Source organism: Lewinella sp. LCG006 (genome assembly GCF_040784935.1).
Taxonomy (GTDB): Bacteria; Bacteroidota; Bacteroidia; order Chitinophagales; family Saprospiraceae; genus Lewinella.
This window is the reverse complement of record NZ_CP160680.1, coordinates 1,990,378-2,007,403: the sequence shown is the minus strand read 5'-3', so window position 1 is coordinate 2,007,403 and position 17,026 is coordinate 1,990,378. Positions and strand designations below refer to the sequence as shown.

At 48.7% G+C, this 17,026-nt stretch carries 15 protein-coding genes; 2 read left to right on the top strand and 13 right to left on the bottom strand.

Annotated features, from left to right (window positions below):
* Positions 1-176: 176 nt before the first annotated feature.
* The 6 genes from bcp to AB0L18_RS06720 form a co-directional block, all read right to left on the bottom strand.
* Positions 177-644, bottom strand: coding sequence for a thioredoxin-dependent thiol peroxidase (bcp, locus tag AB0L18_RS06745; protein WP_367391823.1), 468 nt, complete (start codon positions 642-644; stop codon positions 177-179).
* Between the two features lie 158 nt (positions 645-802).
* Complete coding sequence (locus AB0L18_RS06740; RefSeq protein WP_367391822.1) at positions 803-2,137, bottom strand: DUF58 domain-containing protein; 1,335 nt, start codon at positions 2,135-2,137, stop codon at positions 803-805.
* A gap of 1 nt (position 2,138) precedes the next feature.
* Positions 2,139-3,182 (bottom strand): AAA family ATPase, encoded by a 1,044-nt coding sequence (locus AB0L18_RS06735; protein WP_367391821.1) that lies wholly within the window; start codon positions 3,180-3,182, stop codon positions 2,139-2,141.
* 16 nt (positions 3,183-3,198) lie between these two features.
* Positions 3,199-4,482, bottom strand: coding sequence for a DUF4350 domain-containing protein (locus AB0L18_RS06730; RefSeq protein ID WP_367391820.1), 1,284 nt, complete (start codon positions 4,480-4,482; stop codon positions 3,199-3,201).
* Positions 4,483-4,494: 12 nt separating this feature from the next.
* Positions 4,495-5,223 carry a DUF4129 domain-containing protein gene (locus tag AB0L18_RS06725; RefSeq protein ID WP_367391819.1) on the bottom strand — a complete coding sequence of 243 codons (729 nt, stop codon included), beginning with the start codon at positions 5,221-5,223 and terminating at the stop codon, positions 4,495-4,497.
* Positions 5,224-5,327: 104 nt separating this feature from the next.
* The gene (locus AB0L18_RS06720; RefSeq protein ID WP_367391818.1) at positions 5,328-7,160 is read right to left on the bottom strand and encodes a stage II sporulation protein M; all 1,833 of its coding nucleotides are present in this window, start codon (positions 7,158-7,160) and stop codon (positions 5,328-5,330) included.
* Between the two features lie 78 nt (positions 7,161-7,238).
* Between AB0L18_RS06720 and AB0L18_RS06715 the strand changes: the two genes are divergently transcribed.
* The gene (locus AB0L18_RS06715) at positions 7,239-7,982 is read left to right on the top strand and encodes an RDD family protein (RefSeq protein WP_367391817.1); all 744 of its coding nucleotides are present in this window, start codon (positions 7,239-7,241) and stop codon (positions 7,980-7,982) included.
* 178 nt (positions 7,983-8,160) lie between these two features.
* Here AB0L18_RS06715 and AB0L18_RS06710 read toward each other — a convergent pair whose 3' ends face one another.
* Positions 8,161-9,129 (bottom strand): aminotransferase class I/II-fold pyridoxal phosphate-dependent enzyme, encoded by a 969-nt coding sequence (locus AB0L18_RS06710; protein ID WP_367391816.1) that lies wholly within the window; start codon positions 9,127-9,129, stop codon positions 8,161-8,163.
* Between the two features lie 435 nt (positions 9,130-9,564).
* Here AB0L18_RS06710 and AB0L18_RS06705 point away from each other — a divergent pair, with 435 nt between their 5' ends.
* Positions 9,565-10,080, top strand: coding sequence for a hypothetical protein (locus AB0L18_RS06705; protein ID WP_367391815.1), 516 nt, complete (start codon positions 9,565-9,567; stop codon positions 10,078-10,080).
* Between the two features lie 85 nt (positions 10,081-10,165).
* On the opposite strand, the gene obgE is transcribed toward AB0L18_RS06705, so the two are convergent.
* The 6 genes from obgE to AB0L18_RS06675 all read right to left on the bottom strand — a co-directional run bounded on the left by obgE (position 10,166) and on the right by AB0L18_RS06675 (position 16,967).
* A complete protein-coding gene (gene obgE, locus AB0L18_RS06700) occupies positions 10,166-11,203 on the bottom strand; it encodes a GTPase ObgE (protein WP_367391814.1) in 1,038 nt (345 codons plus the stop codon).
* 11 nt (positions 11,204-11,214) lie between these two features.
* Complete coding sequence (locus AB0L18_RS06695; RefSeq protein WP_367391813.1) at positions 11,215-11,790, bottom strand: adenylate kinase; 576 nt, start codon at positions 11,788-11,790, stop codon at positions 11,215-11,217.
* 324 nt (positions 11,791-12,114) lie between these two features.
* A complete protein-coding gene (locus tag AB0L18_RS06690; RefSeq protein ID WP_367391812.1) occupies positions 12,115-12,978 on the bottom strand; it encodes a sugar phosphate isomerase/epimerase family protein in 864 nt (287 codons plus the stop codon).
* A 25-nt stretch (positions 12,979-13,003) separates the two neighbouring features.
* Positions 13,004-13,360 (bottom strand): transmembrane 220 family protein, encoded by a 357-nt coding sequence (locus AB0L18_RS06685; RefSeq protein ID WP_367391811.1) that lies wholly within the window; start codon positions 13,358-13,360, stop codon positions 13,004-13,006.
* 9 nt (positions 13,361-13,369) lie between these two features.
* Complete coding sequence (locus AB0L18_RS06680) at positions 13,370-15,736, bottom strand: carboxypeptidase regulatory-like domain-containing protein (RefSeq protein ID WP_367391810.1); 2,367 nt, start codon at positions 15,734-15,736, stop codon at positions 13,370-13,372.
* A 55-nt stretch (positions 15,737-15,791) separates the two neighbouring features.
* Positions 15,792-16,967 (bottom strand): PAS domain-containing sensor histidine kinase, encoded by a 1,176-nt coding sequence (locus AB0L18_RS06675; RefSeq protein ID WP_367391809.1) that lies wholly within the window; start codon positions 16,965-16,967, stop codon positions 15,792-15,794.
* Between the last annotated feature and the right edge of the window lie 59 nt (positions 16,968-17,026).

The window sequence follows — 17,026 nt, the reverse complement described above, 5'->3', positions numbered from 1 at the left end:
AAAAAACAACCGCTCATGTTAGTCTCCAGACAATCCCGACCAAAAATGTCGGGATTGTCTGAGGACTACAAGAAGCATTCAGCTTAGCTTGCCAAGAAAGCACAGAAAACCGTTACGGCTGTCACCTGACAGATTGGACACCCTACCAAGTACCCCGTACCAAGTACCAAATACCCTTAAACCCCAGCCATCTCATCCAAAATCTGAGCAGCGTGGTCTTTGGTTTTTACCTTGGTGATGACCTTGGCGATGGTTCCATCTTCCCCAATCACGAAGGTAATACGGTGTACGCCGTCGTATTTTTTACCCATAAATTTCTTAGGGCCCCACACGCCGTAGGCATTCATGACGCTTTTGTCTTCGTCGGCCAACAAGTCGAAAGGCAGGTCGTATTTATTGATGAATTTTTGGTGCTTGGCTACCGGATCAGGGCTTACGCCAAGAATTTCGTACCCTTGGCTGCGTAGTTCACTGTAGCTGTCTCGCAAGCTGCAAGCTTCGGCCGTACAGCCGGGCGTATCATCTTTAGGGTAAAAATAAAGGACCAGCTTTTTGCCTGCGTAATCGCTGAGCGAAATACTTTCGCCATTAGAAAGGGTGCTGGTGAAATCAGGGGCTTTGTCGCCTTCTTTGAGGTGGGTCATATGGTTGATTGTTGATGGTTGATGGTTTGATTGTTGGATGGTGGGTGAACCTGAATATACCGTTACTTCCGATTTCTGACCTCCCACTTCCGACTTTAAAAATTGTTTGACTTTCGTCAGCAATTCTAACAATAGACCCGGAATAATGTTTGCACCCATCAAATCAACCCTCGCGCCTTGAGCTCCAAATACTTGTTGATGGTATCCATCGAAAGGTCGGCAGGATTGGTGAGAACGGCCTGAATACCGTACTGCTTAAGTTTTTGAACCATGGCTCTTTTCTCTGCCAAAAACTTGCGGGCCATGGTTTGTTGGTAGATGCCTTCTACGTTGGTAGGAGCGGCTTGCGCGAATTCGCGGATAGCGGAATTTTCGAAAAAGACCACTACCAATAAATGAAAGGCACTGATGCGGCGCAAGATGGGCAGTACCCGATCCAGGGCGTACATACTCTCGAAGTTGGTATAAAGCATCATGAGGCTCCGACCGCTGACCAGCTTGCGGCTGAAGTAATAGAGCAGCTCGTAGTTGGCTTCGGTACTGCGCTCACTTTCTTTGTAGAGCGTCTGTAAGATCTTATTGAGTTGGGCGGCTTTACTATCGGCTTTCAGTACCGACCCAATTTTATCGGAGAAGGTAAGCAGGCCCGCCCGATCGTGCTTTTTGAGGGCAATGTTTGAAAGAACCAGGCTGGTATTGATGGCGTGATCCATGAGGGTGAGGCCATCAAAAGGCATGTGCATGACGCGGCTTTTGTCGATCACACAATAGATTTGCTGGGCGCGCTCGTCTTCGTATTGGTTGACCATCAACTGGCCACGGCGGCCGGTTGCTTTCCAGTTGATACTGCGATAATCGTCTCCGCGTACGTAGTTTTTGATTTGGTCAAACTCGTAGCTGTGGCCAATCCTACGAATCTGTTTGAGGCCACCGGGCATACTCGTCCGCTCGAAAGCGCGCATCTCGAATTGCTTCATCTGCACAATGGAAGGATAGACAGGGAGTTCGGTGGCAGCGTCCCAGGGATACCGGCGTTCCAACAAACCCAGCGGTGTGGAAAGAAAAAGCAGTATCCTGCCAAATTCATAGCCCCCCCGGGTAGTCGGCCTAATAGGATATTGAATCTCCACACGCTCTTCGGGGGCTAAATGAACGGTACGGCTAAAATCCCGAATTTGCAGCTGGTAAGGCAGCTCGTCTACCACTTCAATCTGCAAGGAGAGATTGTTGCGGTTTTGTAAGCTGATTTTGACTTCCGTTTCATCCCCCAAAGAAAGTACCCTGGGCAACTGTCTTCTTACGCGAAAGCGATACGGTCGGGCAAAAAGCAAAAGGCCATCTACCAGACAAAGCGTGAGGAGCAGCAATAGGGCTACCTGGGCCACAAAAAACAGGGGCACCCACCAGAAACCAGCGGTAAATAGCACGACCAGGCCGCCCATGCACCAGAAGAAGCGGTTCTTTAAGTAGATATTTTCGAAGGTTTCCTTCATGCTATCTAGGTACGCCTATTTTTTTGATGATTTCAGCAATCACATCCCGGGTGGCATAGCCTTCCATCTCGCGTTCCGGGGTCAGAATAATACGGTGATTCAACACCGGGTAAGCCACCTGCTGAATATCATCAGGGGTGACAAATGCCCGGCCGTTGATCGCTGCGATGGCTTTGGCCATCTTCATAATCGCCAGCGAAGCCCGGGGCGAAGCTCCCAGGAAGAGATCGCTGTTTTGGCGGGTTTCATGGACGATGCTCGCAATATAGTCCAGCAACTCATCTTTGATAAAAACCTTCTCTACGATGACCTGGCATTCCTTGATCGTCTTGCTGTCCATTACGGGATTGACCGTTTCCTGCTGTTTCATGTGGAAGTCCGAGCGGAATCGGCGCAAGATGCTTTGTTCTTCTTCCAGGTTGGGATAGTCAATATTTATTTTTACCAAAAAGCGGTCCAACTGAGCCTCTGGCAGCTTGTAGGTTCCTTCCTGCTCAATGGGGTTTTGGGTAGCGATGACGAAAAAAGGGAAGCCCATTTTATGGGTGGTTCCGTCGACCGTCACTTGGTTTTCTTCCATCACCTCGAAGAGTGCCGCCTGGGTCTTGGCTGGAGATCGGTTGATCTCGTCGATAAGGACGACATTGGAGAAAATCGGGCCAGCATTAAAGGTGAATGCCGAACTGTTCATGTTGAAAACCGTGGTGCCAATAACGTCGCTAGGCATCAAGTCTGGTGTAAACTGGATACGGTTGAAGTCGACTTTCAACGTTTGCGCAAGGAGCTTCGCGGTCAGGGTTTTGGCAATACCCGGTACCCCCTCCACCAGCACGTGGCCTCCGGCAAAAAGGGCGGCGATAAGCAGCTCTATAAATTCGTGCTGACCAATCACTACTTTGCCCAACTCAAGCCGAACCTGATCCACGGCATGAGACAAGCGCCGCAATTCGGGATGACCTTGAGGGGCCGTAGGGGCAGGTGTTGGTTCTTCGGCGGGTTGTTCGAAACCCATTCCTTCCTGTTCGTTTGTTTCGTCCGTCAACATAAATACATACGATCTATCACTTAGCCGCTTCGTAAAAGCGTTCTAAGCGTTGGTGAAATTTAACTAATTCTGTTTCTACCAGCGCCGTGTAGCGCGGTATATTATGAACATCTTTGGCAATGAGTGCCACCAAATCCGGGGCTACCCCAGAGCGAGCACTCAGTTGTTGGACAAACTGTTCGTTTCCGTCGCGCCATTGCAGGCCGTAACGTTCTTTGACGTAAGTCCGTAATAATTTTATCGCTTGCACGGCCAGTTGTTGGTGGCTGGCGCGCTGGTAATACAGCCAACCGATGGTTTGGACAAACTGCAAGCTGGTGTTGCGGGGTGGATAGACGACGGGGATGACCCTTTGTCGGCGCCGGGTACGGAACAACAAAAAGAGCAAACCAATGGCGACGAAGGTATACCATGCCCAGGCCAGCGGAGGTTGTTCCAGAATGTATTGCAGCGGGCTTTCGCTTTGCAGGCGGCGAGGATCCGAGCGGTAGTTGTTGTTTTGTTCGCGGGCCATCCGCTCGGGAATGCGACTGAACTCGTCCCAGTAAATCGGGCCGTCATTGAGGTGACTAAAAGCCCGCTCAGCATATTTTCGGCCCTCCTGTTTGAGGAGGTAATAATTGGTGAAAATCAGCGGCTGACTGTGCAGGTAGAAAAACCCCTTGCCATAAGGAACCCGAACCATGTTGACGGTGGTGTCGGCAGCCGTTCCAATGGCTTCCATTCCACCTTCCATCTCACAAAAATAGATATCTGGAAAATACTGCCATTGCCTTTCCTTGGTGGCAAACTTTTGGATGTATTTGAAAGTAAAATCCCGGTCACGGTGAAGTGTGGGGTGAATAAAATTCAACTGTACGACAGTGTCGGTATGGGTACGAAAACCATCCCAGGGAAGGTAGTCGCATTCGTCATAATACAAATAAAACATCAGGTCGTAAGGCAACACTTTCGCTGCCAGAAAAGCCGTGTTGCCCGCTTGCACAAAGGCCAGCAGCTCATCGCGATCCTGAGGGCGCATGTACAGACCTTCTCCAATAAAGACGTAGTTGGCACGACTGCTATTCAGGCTATCTACCGGGAGCTGCCCCGCCAGACTGTCGGTAAGGGTACTGAGGGTGGTGACTGCGGGGTAAGCCTTGAACAAATCGTAGAGCGCAAACAGACCGTAGGGTTCTTTGCTCTCGATTTTAAAGGTCTCGCGCCAGGAAAACCTCCGTCCTCCGCCCTGAATAGCCCAAACCGCCAGCAGAATAACTGCCAGAACGACCAAGCCCAGTACGACGCGATTTTTTTTCATATCAATCTTGCATTATATTTTGCTGCGGTATTCCTCAAAAGCAGCCCGTATCTGCTGGTATTCACTTTGGGCGGGGTGGTGATTTCCGTACCAAACCTGCTCAAAAGTCAGGGTGAGATCACGGAAGCCCTGATAGCTTTCCTGCCCACGCATTTGATTCAAATAAAACCGATTGGTTCGGTCTTTTTTCCACTGGATCAGCTTTTGCTGATGCAGTTGTTTCAAGAGCGCCAAGTAATGCAAGCGTACGGCCAAATGGTAGTTGGCTTCCTGTTCCGCTTTCGCTAAAAACGGATCTACATCACGGCGATCCAGCTCTTCCTCCAGGCGATTCACCTGGCTCAGATCAATCTGATCGTCGGCGACGCTTTCTGCTTCGGGCGGCGTTATTTTTAACTCGTTGTTTTGGATAAAAGTAAAAATGAGCCAGGCCAGGAGGCTAAGCGTGATAATGGCCAGGAGCACCTGGAAGAAAGGAGATAAATCTGGTAGGCCTTCAAAATCCCGATCTGGTGTGGGAGCTGGCATATCCCGGGTTTCTCGCTTTTGGGGCTTTGGGGGTTTCCCCGAATAATCGAGTTCTTTGCTCAGTTTTTCCCAGCTGGCAGCATCAAAAGTTTTGGTTTCCAGCGGCTGCTCTTCATACGTTTCCACAAATTCCTGGGCCATCACAGGTGTGATCCCCGTACTCCCTATGAGTACGCCAGCCAGCAACACGAAAATGGAAACTATTTTATTCAATGTTATGAACTTAGTTTTTACAAAAAAAAAATAACACCTCCTGCTTTACGCTATCTGCAGCCTGGGCTTCAGCCCGAGCATGGGTATTTGCTCAAAAGCCCATGCTACTCTCTTTCCAGGCCACGAATACGGCTTGATTGACCAATATGCGCAATTTTTTCCCGCAAGTCGGTCGCTTCATTGATTTCTCTTAAGCTGTAATAATGCAAGCCAAAACCCATGAGCATGATTACCCAGATAAAATTAGCAATGCTGGCCAATAAAAAGGTATTGATCCAGATGCTCCACTCATCCAACACTACTTGTTCGGCTGCCACCAACCAGTTAATCATTTTAAACAACAACTCCGCGACCAGGGTATTGGTGATCGAAAAAAGCGTCAAGCCCAGCACCAACAACAACATCGACATGCCTGCCGTTCGCCAGAAGGCACCTTTCAATAAAAAGAAAACCCGCCCCAGTGATTGTTGATCGCGATAAGCAACGTAACTAAAAAGTAAGGCCAGGGGTAAAACCACCACGATGCTAAGGATGGCCCAAAAGGATAAAAAGCCTACACAACAAACAATAGCTGCTACGCCGAAGAAAAGATTCAGGTAACTAAGCGAGGTAGCTGTCCGGTTTAGCTCCTGATCAATGCTCTTAAAGGCCGCCAGTGCCAGACCGTAAATCATGGTTCCGCCGACAATAGGAAGCCACCAATGCCCACCGTGCGCACTAAAGAGCAAGAGGAAATTGTAGGCATTAAAAACCCAGCTTTCGCTATTGAAAGGGAATAACTCCGCTGCAGGAACACTACTCAATAGGAAGACCAAAACGCAATAAACAAAGGCACCACCAAAAATAGCCAGCAAAAGCTGGCGGTTATGTCGCCGGAAAAGCGTGAATATTTCACTGAATATTTCACCTCCCGCTTTTATCCTTCCAGGCTGCAGCACGTAGTTTTTACTCTCTGGCAAACGTTGGGTCTCGGTCATCTCCAGGCCGAAACCCAGTTGCTGGCGGTACCAGGGATACCACACAAAGTAGACCAGCACAAAGGCGAGGCACAAAAGAATGAAAGCTCCCCGGATAAAATCGGGGGTCTCTGTTTGTCGGGTCATGTAACCTTCCAGAAAACCGGCAATGATAAATAGTGGCGTCGTCCCCAGCATAATTTTTGCTCCTCTGCGAGCCGATTGCTGAAAGGCTTGCAAGCGTGTATAGGTGCCCGGAAAAGCTGGCCCCCGCCCCATCGTAATCCCCGCTGCGGAAGCGATAACGATGGCGGAGATTTCTAAAGTACCGTGTATCCAGATCGTCAGAAAAGATTCCCAAAACAGGCCTTCTTCAATAAAAAAGTACTGAAAACACCCCACCATGATGGCATTGCTGATCAGGATGATGATGGAGCCTACGCCGAAGAAAACACCCATCGCAAAGGCCAGGAAAGCCACGTAGAGATTGTTGAGCGTGATCCCCAAAAACATCCCAAAACGGCCTTTCTCTTTATAAACAGCCATCGGGTCGCCCGATTCGATATTGGCGCGGGTCATCTCTACGTAATCATTACCCAAAATGACTTCCGCAAATTCGGCGTCCATCGCGCAGGAGAGCATGCCGATACCAAAGCAAAGAAAAAACAGGAAAAAAGCGAGCCGGAACGCCTGCCGGGCATTATATATTTCTTGCGGCAGCTCGTCTGTCCAGAAAGTCAATAATTTTCCGAGTGGCGTGCGTCGACTGCGATAAAGTTTGAGGAATACCTGTTGGGCCAATCCATTGAGGTAGACCCTCACCGAACGGTTGGGGTAAAAGGTGCGGGAATAGGAGAGGTCGTCCGTGATCTGGACAAACAAATCCCGCAAACGATCAGCATCTTTGGCTTCCCCTCTGAGGGTCTGCTCAAATTCCGACCATTTCTCCTGATTTTGCTTAATGAATTGAGTTTCGCGCATAGATTTTTCGTGAGAGCAGACAAATTACCAAAAGTTTTAAGAAAATCCCTTAATTTCCCCCTTCAAGCTGCGCTTTATATGCAAACCATTGATTTAAAAACAACCCAGAACGTCACTATCGAATACGAACTCGCCACTTTGGGTGAGCGAATGCTGGCGGTCATCGTTGACCTTATCGTGGTAGGTATCGCTTATTTTTTATTGGCGGCCATCGTCACGGCTGCATTTAATGCTACCTGGTCGGGTATGCAGGCTGGTATCTTTGGCTTTGTACTACCGCTAGCTTGTTTCCTGGTGTACAATTTCCTTTTTGAGCTGCTTTCGCACGGGCAAAGCCTGGGGAAAAGGGCTTTAAGTATTCAAGTGGTTCGCCTGGATGGAGAAGAACCTGCTCCTGCAGACTATTTGCTTCGCGCCTTGTTTTATTTCGTCGACTTAATGGCTACTGCCGGGATTCTGGGAGGCTTGCTGATCAGCTCCTCGCCCAAACGACAACGACTGGGAGACATGACCGCCGGTACCAGCGTCATAAAAATGAATGCTTCCAACCGCTTTGGCCTGGGAGATATTTTACGCATCAGCTCTCTGGAAGATTATGAGCCAAGGTATCCCCAGGTGCGGCAATTCAGCGAGGAAGATATGCTGCTGATCAAGAATACCATTGCCCGCTACCAACGCTACCCTAATAGTGCCAACCGAAACATCCTCCAGGATTTAGCTGCTCAATTGGGGCTCCAGTTGGATGCACCACGCGAAGAAACCCGCAATGCTGCCGAATTCCTCAAAACCCTCATCCGCGATTATATTGTGTTGACGAGGTGATAGAGTTGTTCTGCTGGGACAAGTTTTGCTGCAAGCGAAAAATTTTATCCTGAGCTGCGTTTGATTTTTCGCCGAATTGCCCGCATTCGGCTGCAAAATCTGCCTTGCCCAGAATAAAATTTTAGCGCTTTCGCTAAAACAGCCCCCAGCAGAACAACTCTAATAGGCATGTTTCTTTTTATTTTGCACCAATTTCCTTCAAACACTCCGCCAAAAAAGCCACTTCCTCCTCGGTATGGTCAGCGCGTACGACGATGCGGGAATACATGGGCGAGTGCTCATTGGGATAACGAAAGGCACTGATCCGCACGCCTTTTTGTGCCAGTTGTTCTACCCAGGTATGATCTTGTAGCCCAAACACGGGGAAATTTTCCAGGTAGCGAATACCAGTAACGGCTTCTATCGTAGGCAGTAGATCATCTAAATGAGCCTGTAGTTTTCGCCGTTGAGCGGCAATGATTTCCTGCCCGTGGAGCCAGGCGTAAAGAAAAGCTGGCGGCGGTGGCGAAGCACCTCCAAACTGCGGGAGCTCACGGAGCCTGTCTAATGTCTTCTTTTCTCCGAGCAGAATGCCCGCGGGCAAGGCCAGCGCTTTTCCTAGGGAAGCGGTTACGAGTAGTTCGGCTGCTGTTTGTAGGTTCAGTTGCCGCCAGCTACCGGCGTGTTGGGGCCCAAACCATCCTAGTGTATGCGAATCATCGACGACCAATCGCGCGGGCTTCGCAGCCAATAAGCTTTCCCATGGCGGCAGTTGAATCCCCAAAGGATCAAGCGCATCGGTAAAAGCAATACTGGGTGTTGCTCGCAAGGCGGTTAAAAAGCCATTCCAGTCGGCATGCTTTCTGCCTTTCGGCCACCATAAGGCCGGATGCGCAAGTGGACCAATTTGCAAGGGTAAATTTTCGTGGGCTAAATACCGCGCGGCAAGCTGTCCGGCACTAGAACCAGACCCCACCAAGAGTGCTGCCGGGGCTCCTGTCCATTCCGCCATTGCTGCTTCGGCCTCTTCAAAAATATCCGGGCACAGCGGCGATAAGCGTGAGCCACCATAATGCGTGCCGTATTTGTCCAGCCCCTCTTTTACCAAAGAAAGAAAACCAGGGTGCGTTGCTAGTCCAAGATAAGAGGTGCCAGAGAAAGTGATCATAAGGAATGGCTGTTTTGGTAGACAAGACGGCTCCAAAGGTCAGTAAAACCATTCAATGCCAGGTATAATTGCTCGTTGATGGGCTTCAAATGATATTTTTGTCTATCTGTTGAATGTCACAGATTAAGGAGTATTGGCCGCTTTTGATTACCTGCTTTGACCAAAGATAATGCTTAATTTTTTTAGACTCGGTGCTTATTTGTTGAATTATCAAGGTGCAAAATGCACTTGAAGGGTGGTGAAAATGATATTTACGGATACGCCAGAGAGAAAGTCCAAATAAAGGCACTGAGGATATCAGGAGTTTTTTCTAATAAACATATTTTTAATATGTCACAAAAGCCTTCTTGTTCTTAAGTTTTCTAATCCAGAAGTGCCGATTATTGTCTAAAGAAACCCCTTGGAGCTGGAAACAGCCCTTACAACTTACTTCACATGAAATACATTATTACGTTCACCCTGTTTTTGGCCACCTTGCTTTTGAGTGCTCAAGACTGCCAAATGGTAAGCTTGAAGCTCCCTATCCCTGAAGGAGTCAGTAAGCATCATTTTCCGGCCCAGGCTATGCCGGCTTCTGCTACGGAAAGTTTTTTCACTTACTTATCGGAATGGAACCAGGGAGAATTGGTGGTAAAGATGCGTTTCTCCAAAGATGGTCAGGAATGGACCTCTTGGGAAGTACTCAAAAAAGATTACACAGCGCCCAGTGCTAAAAATTCACCCCTCCACATCGCGGATAACGATTACGAATTTTTCGAATGGGCAGTCTACAACAAAGCTGGATTGGAAACAGAGCTGGCGCTGAACTTCTACTATCCTACCGAAGCTCCGGTATTCGCCAACATCAATGCTGCTTATTCAGTAGAAGTAGCCATGGTAGGTTGTCCTCAACCCACGATGGTCGCTGTAGATACAGAATCCGTTATTGTTGGTAACAACGAGGATAAATAAAATCAGACTTATATACCCCTTTTCCTTTAGGTTAACCTAAACCAATATCGGGCTTGGCTTCTACGGAAGTCAAGCCCTAGTTTTTTTATTCCTCTTCCTCCATAGCCCCTCTACTGTCATCGTCTTTGCGGGCCTCGCTGATGTAGGTCCACAGGCGATCTTTCAGCTCGGTGAGCCCGTGATTGGTGACGGCAGAAATAAAGAGATAAGGAATGTCTTCTGGCAATTCGGGCGTAAGCAATTCTTCCAGCTCATCGTCAATCAAATCGCGTTTGGTGATAGCCAGCAAGCGGGGTTTGTCCAACAATTCAGGGTTGTATTGCTCCAACTCATTCAAGAGAATACGGTAGGATGCTTTGATGCTGTCGGCATCGGCAGAAATACAAAAAAGGAGGGTCGCATTGCGTTCGATATGCCGCAAAAAGCGGTGCCCAAGTCCTTTGCCCAAGTGAGCATCTTCGATAATACCAGGAATATCGGCCATCGCAAAAGAGCGGCCATCGCGATACTGAACAATGCCCAGATTGGGGGTAATGGTGGTGAAAGGATAGTTAGCAATTTCGGGCTTAGCGGCAGTCAGTGCAGCCAGCAGGGTCGATTTACCCGCGTTGGGGAAGCCTACCAGGCCTACATCTGCGAGTACTTTCATCTCCAGAATGCGCCAGACTTCTATGCCTTCTTCGCCGGGTTGTGCATACTGAGGGGATTGGTTGGTGGAAGACTTAAAGTTGGTATTTCCCAGACCTCCGCGCCCACCAGGTACCATGATGACTTCCTGATCGTGTTCTGTGATTTCAAAAAGGACTTCCTGGGTGTCCGGATCTTTTACGACAGTACCTAAAGGAACTTCCAGGATAACGTCCTCACCAAAAGAACCACTTGAGTTGTTGGAGCTACCGTGCCCGCCAATGCCGGCCTTGATGTGCTTTTTGTACTTGAAAGCCAGCAATGTCCAGAGATTGCGGTTGCCTTTAAGAATAATATGACCACCGCGTCCGCCATCACCGCCGTCAGGACCTCCCTTGGGAGCGCCTTTGGTACGCATAAAATGCGCGGACCCTCTTCCTCCATGACCGGAAATACAATTAATCTTAACGTAATCTACAAAATTGCTACCTGCCACCGGGTCATTTTTTATACCAGCACGTCAATCTCAGCACATAGGCGGCTAAAGATGTCAGCAATGCTGCCGATACCTTCCACCTGTACAGCTTTTTCCTGTTCTGCGTAATAATCGAAAACAGGACTGGTTTCGTTCTTGAATATTTTAATACGATTGCGAATGGTGCTTTCGTCCTGGTCGTCCGACCGGCCACTCGTTTTGCCCCGTTCTAGTAAGCGGGTGACAATTTCGTTGTCATCCACACTCAACAAGATCAGCTTAGAGATGGAAGTCTCCATTTCCTGCATCAATGCGTCCAAGGCTTCCGCCTGAGCAACGGTGCGTGGAAAACCATCAAAAATATAACCTTCTACATCAGGCGTAGACGTTACTTTGTTGCGGAGCATTCCAATGGTTACACTGTCAGGAACCAACTCACCTTTCTGGATGTATGATTTAGCCTCCTGCCCCAAAGGGGTGTCATTGCCCATTTCGTAACGGAAAAGATCGCCGGTACTGATGTGCAACAAATTGTACTTTTCTACCAATTTAGCAGCCTGGGTTCCTTTACCAGATCCCGGAGGGCCAAATAAAATCAAATTGATCATACGTGCTTACTTTAGTAATTTGACGGAAACAACGGATTCCATTTTTTTCAAAGATTCGCGAATATTTTCACGCAAGCTCCTTTTAGTTGCTTGCTTAGAAAATTTTAGCGAATCAAAAATGGAATCCGTTGTTTTTGTTCCGTCACTAAAAACCAATTACTTGGCGGTCTATAGGATTTTCTTGGTTAGGGCTAAAGAGAAAAATCAAATAGATTATTCGGAGAGTAAGGGCTTCTACCAAGAAAACTTTGGCAAAGCCCTGCACTGCTCTTGTAAGTAGGCGAATATACGCAATAAAGACTTAGTTTTCAATGAAAAATAAGTCTAATAGCGCAATCCTTTAAGGTAATTATAGCTGATGGTGATTTCATCAAAAGGATCTTTGCCGGGAACGGTACGGTCTTGCTCGACAAAAAAGTACTGCATTCCTGCTTGCTTTTCCTTGCTGAAAATAGCGGGCCAATCCAAGCTTCCTTCGCCTACTGCGGCAAAGAATTGATCGGGGGTCTTGTCGATGTCCTTAACGTGCCATAAAGGAAAGCGCCCGGCATGCTTTTTAAAATACTCCTGATAATCACTTCCCGCTCTGGCGATCCAGTACAGGTCCAATTCAAACTGAACCAGTTCGGGGTCAACTTCGGCGAGCAGTAGGTTGATCGGGCGGCTGCCAGCTACCATTTTATTGAATTCGAAATCATGGTTGTGGTAGGCCAGTTGCAGGCCGTAGCGTTGGCATACTTGCCCTGCATTGTTCAGTATCTCAATCAGCTCACGGTATCCCTCTGCGGTGCGCTTGTCTTCAGGCCACCAGGGAATTACCAAAAAGGATTGGCCTGCTTCTTTGCAGGTAGCAGCAGCTTTTTCCGGAGCGGCTTTCATGGCTTCCCAACTGACGTGTCCACTGGGCATTTTTAACCCATAATTGTCTAGCATTGCCCGAAAAGTCTGAGGGCTATGCCCGTAAAGTTTCCCGTCAAGATAACCGGCCCCCTCTACGTAGTTGTATCCGATAGCGGCCACTCTGCGCAGCGTTTCGTTGTCATCGCGCTGCATCGCATCGCGAATGGTATAGAGCTGCAGACCAATGTTGTCCAAATGTTGCTTTTTTGAACAACCTGCGGCTTTAGCGGGCAGTAATGTTCCAACCGCAAGGTAACTGGTCGTTTGTAAAAATTTTCGACGTTGCATTATTCTTGATCTTAATGTTGAGCCATCAAGATAGGGAAGAATTCTTTTTTCCCAACCGCCACCAGGCAAAAGCACAGATGCCCAAACCAAGAAACTCTCTGGTGAGTTCAATATGCGGTGCCTCTGCTTTCATCGTAGCCGTGATCGTAGGCATACCCATTTTTACCCAGTTGATAAAATCGGGTAGTAGAAAAAGCAAGCCAACAAGAATCACCACCACCCCAATTTGGGAGACCCTTTTGGGTATTTCGTAAAAAACCGATACCCCCCACATTGCACCGGTACTAGCGTAAAGCAATACCCACAGCCAGGGATCGGGGTCGTTGAGTTGAACGTAGGCGAAAACGAAAAAAAGGAGTGCAATAAGAAATCTGATAATCATAAAGCGGTTTTAAAAATTGACCCGATAGCTCAAAATAGGGATGAACTCCAGCTGGTAGCGCGTGGCTACCTGGTCGAGGAAACGATCATAATATTCAAAGGCGGTATTTTGCTGACCACTCCAATTCTGTATATCCAGCGAAAGCATGGAGTTCCAGTTGGCGTGATTTTTTTGGTAGTAAATCCTCAAGTCTGTACGGAAGTAATTGGGCAATTGCCTGGTGAATCCTGCATCGTAATCAAAGACGGTGGTTCTGGCTGTTTTTGAATCGTCCAATAAGATGGGGGCTGAACGTAGCCCTCCATTCCAGCGGACGGCCACATTGAAGCCAAACCGATTGGTGCGGTTGAGCTGGTCGGTGCCGCTCCATTCTTTACCAAAAGTCAGGGCCGAGGCAAAATCCTGCGCGAAGCGCGTTTTTACCCATTCGCCTTGCTCATCGAGATAACGTGCGTCAAACAAACTGCCACTGAGGACATACCACCAGCCTCCGGTAGCAAATTGTTGCAAACTGAGCTCTACCCCACGGGTTCGCCCTTCGGTCGTAGCAGACGATACGGGCAAGATGATCTCCAACTGGTTGATGCTGGAACGAGCACCTGCTCCGGCGATCTGGCTAAGTTCCTGCTGGTAAAGTTGGAGACTTACTTTTCGGGCATCACCGAGTTTTCGATTCCAGAACAAACTGTATTGCCTCGCTTTACGGGCTTGCAACTGAGGTGCGTAAGGTGAAGGGGCTTGGGTGGTGACATTGTATTCGCCACCGAAAACGGTGGTCTTGTTGGCGAGGTAACTAACGGCCAGACGCGGTTCGGAGTACGTTTTTTCATCCAGCCAGTTCAGGTAGGTGGTTGCTCGCCAGCCTAGTTGCAGATTCACTTTTTTAATTTGGTAACGCCAATCCAGGTAAGGGCTCAGGACGACTCCTTCACTGACGCGACCCGAAATCCCCTCGGTTGTGAAGGGAAATTCTCTCGCCACTTTTTGGTCCAGGTACAGTCCTTCCAAACCAAAAGTGACGCTCCCAAAAGGCAGTAATTTTCGGCGATAGCTAAACCGCAGCGATGTTTTTTCTTGTTCCAGATTGTTGTATTCCCGCGTAAGCAGATCATCGGCTAGCGCGAGTCGGTTGTTGCGGATACCCGACCAGGCACCCGACAATTGCCAGAGTCCTTTGTCGCGTTGGGGTTGTTGCCAATTGAAGCCGAAGGTGGCCATCTTGGAGTCAAAATCGATGGTATGGTACAGGTCTTTTTCGCTCTCCCAGGTCGTGGTATCTGTGGGCTGCGTAAACTCGTTGCTACTGGTGCCCATTAGGCCAAAAAGCTGTAAAGAATTACCTTTTGTTCCCGGGAAATTCAGCTTGAAGCTGAGGTCTTGAAAACGGATGTCTTCATCGCCCAGTGGTACCCCCAAGTCGCTCAGTAAGCCCGTGAAAGAATAGCGATAGTTGATCAGGTAAGAACTTGCTCCGGTAGTAAAAGGGCCTTCTGCCGCCAGATCAAAACCGATGAGTCCGGCTTGAACCGTATATTCTCGCTGTTCATTATTGCCATTGCGCAAACGCAAATCCAGCAATCCGGCGGTAGCATTGCCGTAGCTGGCCGGGAAAGCGCCCAGGTAAAAATTGGCCTCCTCCAGCAATTGAGCACTCAGCGCATTGACGCCACCGCCGCTGAGGGTGCTGCGGTCTGAAAAGGTTCCGGCGTTGGCGGTGTGGTTGGGGTTGACAATCTCTAGCCCCTCCAATCGCCAGTGCATCCCTAGTGGCGACTGTCCGCGAATGACCAGGTGGTTGGCCTGGTCGTTGGCACTACTGATACCCGGATAGGCGGTTGCCAATCTTGCCGGATCATTGAAGGTGGCCGGGAAACGGAGGGTCTCTTCCTGGGTGAGTCGGAGCAAATTAGGGCTGGCTCCGCTTTGTGAGGCTCGGCTAGCCTTGACGGTAACGGAAGTAAGGCTGGTAGGAGCTTCTTGTAGTTCAATATCGAGTACTTGCTCCTTGCCGGAAGAAACGAGGATTTCGCTCAATACCAGTTGCTGGTATCCTAAGAAGGAGACTTCAACCGAATACCTCCCCGGTGTTAAGTCCGCAAAGCGGAACCGGCCCAGGGTGTCGGTATCCGTTCCTTTCTTGATATTATTGAGGTAAACCGTAGCACCGGTAAGGTATTGTCCGTTGTCGGCATCGCGTACGCTTCCACGCAGGGTTGCCTGGGCGTTTAGGCTATAGCCTATGAGGAGAAAGAGCAAAGGAAGCAGCCCTAGCGGTAGTCCGGCAATACTGATTTTAAAGTGCTTGGGGCTTTTGCCCAAACTACTTAGTTGTAGGGATAGCTGTTTGAAAACGCGGTAATACTTATTGGTTGCCATCTCGGAGAATTTTAATACACCCACAAAGATGGGGCTTATCCTCCGACTAGCTGGCTTACGAGGCCGTTTGTTTTGGTAAACTTATGGTAAAAGTGGTGCCTTTGCCTTCTTCCGAGCGTTTTACAAAAATTTTACCCCCGTGATATTCTTCGATGATACGTTTGGTCAGGCTAAGGCCCAGCCCCCAGCCTCTTTTTTTGGTGGTGAACCCAGGCTGAAAGACCCGCTTGTGATTGCTGGCCGGAATCCCCTTGCCGGAATCGGTGATGTCTACAAAAACGTATTGGCTATCCTCATAAACTTCGGCATTGATTTCACCTTCACTCCCCATGGCATCAAGGGCGTTGCGCAGCAAATTTTCGATCACCCACTCAAATAAATGCGGATTGATACTCACGGTTTGCTGGTTCAACACTGGATCAGGAAAATCGAAAATCACCTTGCGGGAAGCACGACGTTGCATATAATCCTTGCACTTGCCCAACTCTTCGTAAATATTGACCTGGTCCAATTTGGGCACCGACCCAATCTTCGAAAAGCGATCGGCAATCAGTTCCAGCCGTTGCACATCGTTGCGGAGTTCCTCCACGATTTCCATGGTTTCTTCGTCCTCACTACGGATGAGCTTGAGGTGTTCAATCCAGGCGACAATGGCAGAAATGGGGGTGCCCAACTGGTGAGCGGTTTCTTTAGCCATGCCCACCCAAACACGATTTTGCTCGGAGCGGCGAGCCGAATTAAGTCCGAGGTAACCAAAAACAATAAAACCACCAATCAGCAAAAATTGAACGATAGGGAAATAACGCAGTTGTCGTAGGATTCTGCTTTCGCCGAAATAGAGTGTAGTGCCGTACCCTGCAATAGGTTCTGCTCCATCCTGAATAAGTTCTTGTACTTTTTGTTGCAGGTACACTTTGTTGGTATCTCTTTCTTCACTTCCCCAGTTAGCACCCCAGTCAACACCACCATTTTCATTGACAATGATAACAGGGATCGTTGAATTCGAAAGTAAAATTTCTGAATGCAGGGTGTAGTCACAATAATCCTCAGCTTCGTTGTCCCAGGTACTCAAGTCACCTTGCGCAATGGCGTAAAAACGCGTATTGTTCCGCTCTACCACGGCTAGTCGTTCTGCCATGTGACTGGTATACCAGATCGAAAAAATGATAATCGCCAGCCCCAGGATAGCGAGGTACCATTTTTGCCGTGATTTTTGCTGATAGATATCCATGAAAGAGGTATTGTTGGTGACGGAACAAAAATTACTTATTGTTGGCCGCGCAAAATTTT

Bases quoted from the DNA above. Each gene is read 5' to 3' on its own strand.
- AB0L18_RS06680 (WP_367391810.1), bottom strand. From the start codon at position 15,736: ATGGCAACCAATAAGTATTACCGCGTTTTCAAACAGCTATCCCTACAA.
- AB0L18_RS06715 (WP_367391817.1), top strand. From the start codon at position 7,239: ATGCAAACCATTGATTTAAAAACAACCCAGAACGTCACTATCGAATAC.
- AB0L18_RS06675 (WP_367391809.1), bottom strand. From the start codon at position 16,967: ATGGATATCTATCAGCAAAAATCACGGCAAAAATGGTACCTCGCTATC.
- bcp (WP_367391823.1), bottom strand. From the start codon at position 644: ATGACCCACCTCAAAGAAGGCGACAAAGCCCCTGATTTCACCAGCACC.
- AB0L18_RS06720 (WP_367391818.1), bottom strand. From the start codon at position 7,160: ATGCGCGAAACTCAATTCATTAAGCAAAATCAGGAGAAATGGTCGGAA.
- AB0L18_RS06690 (WP_367391812.1), bottom strand. From the start codon at position 12,978: ATGCAACGTCGAAAATTTTTACAAACGACCAGTTACCTTGCGGTTGGA.
- AB0L18_RS06705 (WP_367391815.1), top strand. From the start codon at position 9,565: ATGAAATACATTATTACGTTCACCCTGTTTTTGGCCACCTTGCTTTTG.
- AB0L18_RS06730 (WP_367391820.1), bottom strand. From the start codon at position 4,482: ATGAAAAAAAATCGCGTCGTACTGGGCTTGGTCGTTCTGGCAGTTATT.
- AB0L18_RS06685 (WP_367391811.1), bottom strand. From the start codon at position 13,360: ATGATTATCAGATTTCTTATTGCACTCCTTTTTTTCGTTTTCGCCTAC.
- AB0L18_RS06740 (WP_367391822.1), bottom strand. From the start codon at position 2,137: ATGAAGGAAACCTTCGAAAATATCTACTTAAAGAACCGCTTCTTCTGG.
- AB0L18_RS06735 (WP_367391821.1), bottom strand. From the start codon at position 3,182: ATGTTGACGGACGAAACAAACGAACAGGAAGGAATGGGTTTCGAACAA.
- AB0L18_RS06695 (WP_367391813.1), bottom strand. From the start codon at position 11,790: ATGATCAATTTGATTTTATTTGGCCCTCCGGGATCTGGTAAAGGAACC.
- AB0L18_RS06710 (WP_367391816.1), bottom strand. From the start codon at position 9,129: ATGATCACTTTCTCTGGCACCTCTTATCTTGGACTAGCAACGCACCCT.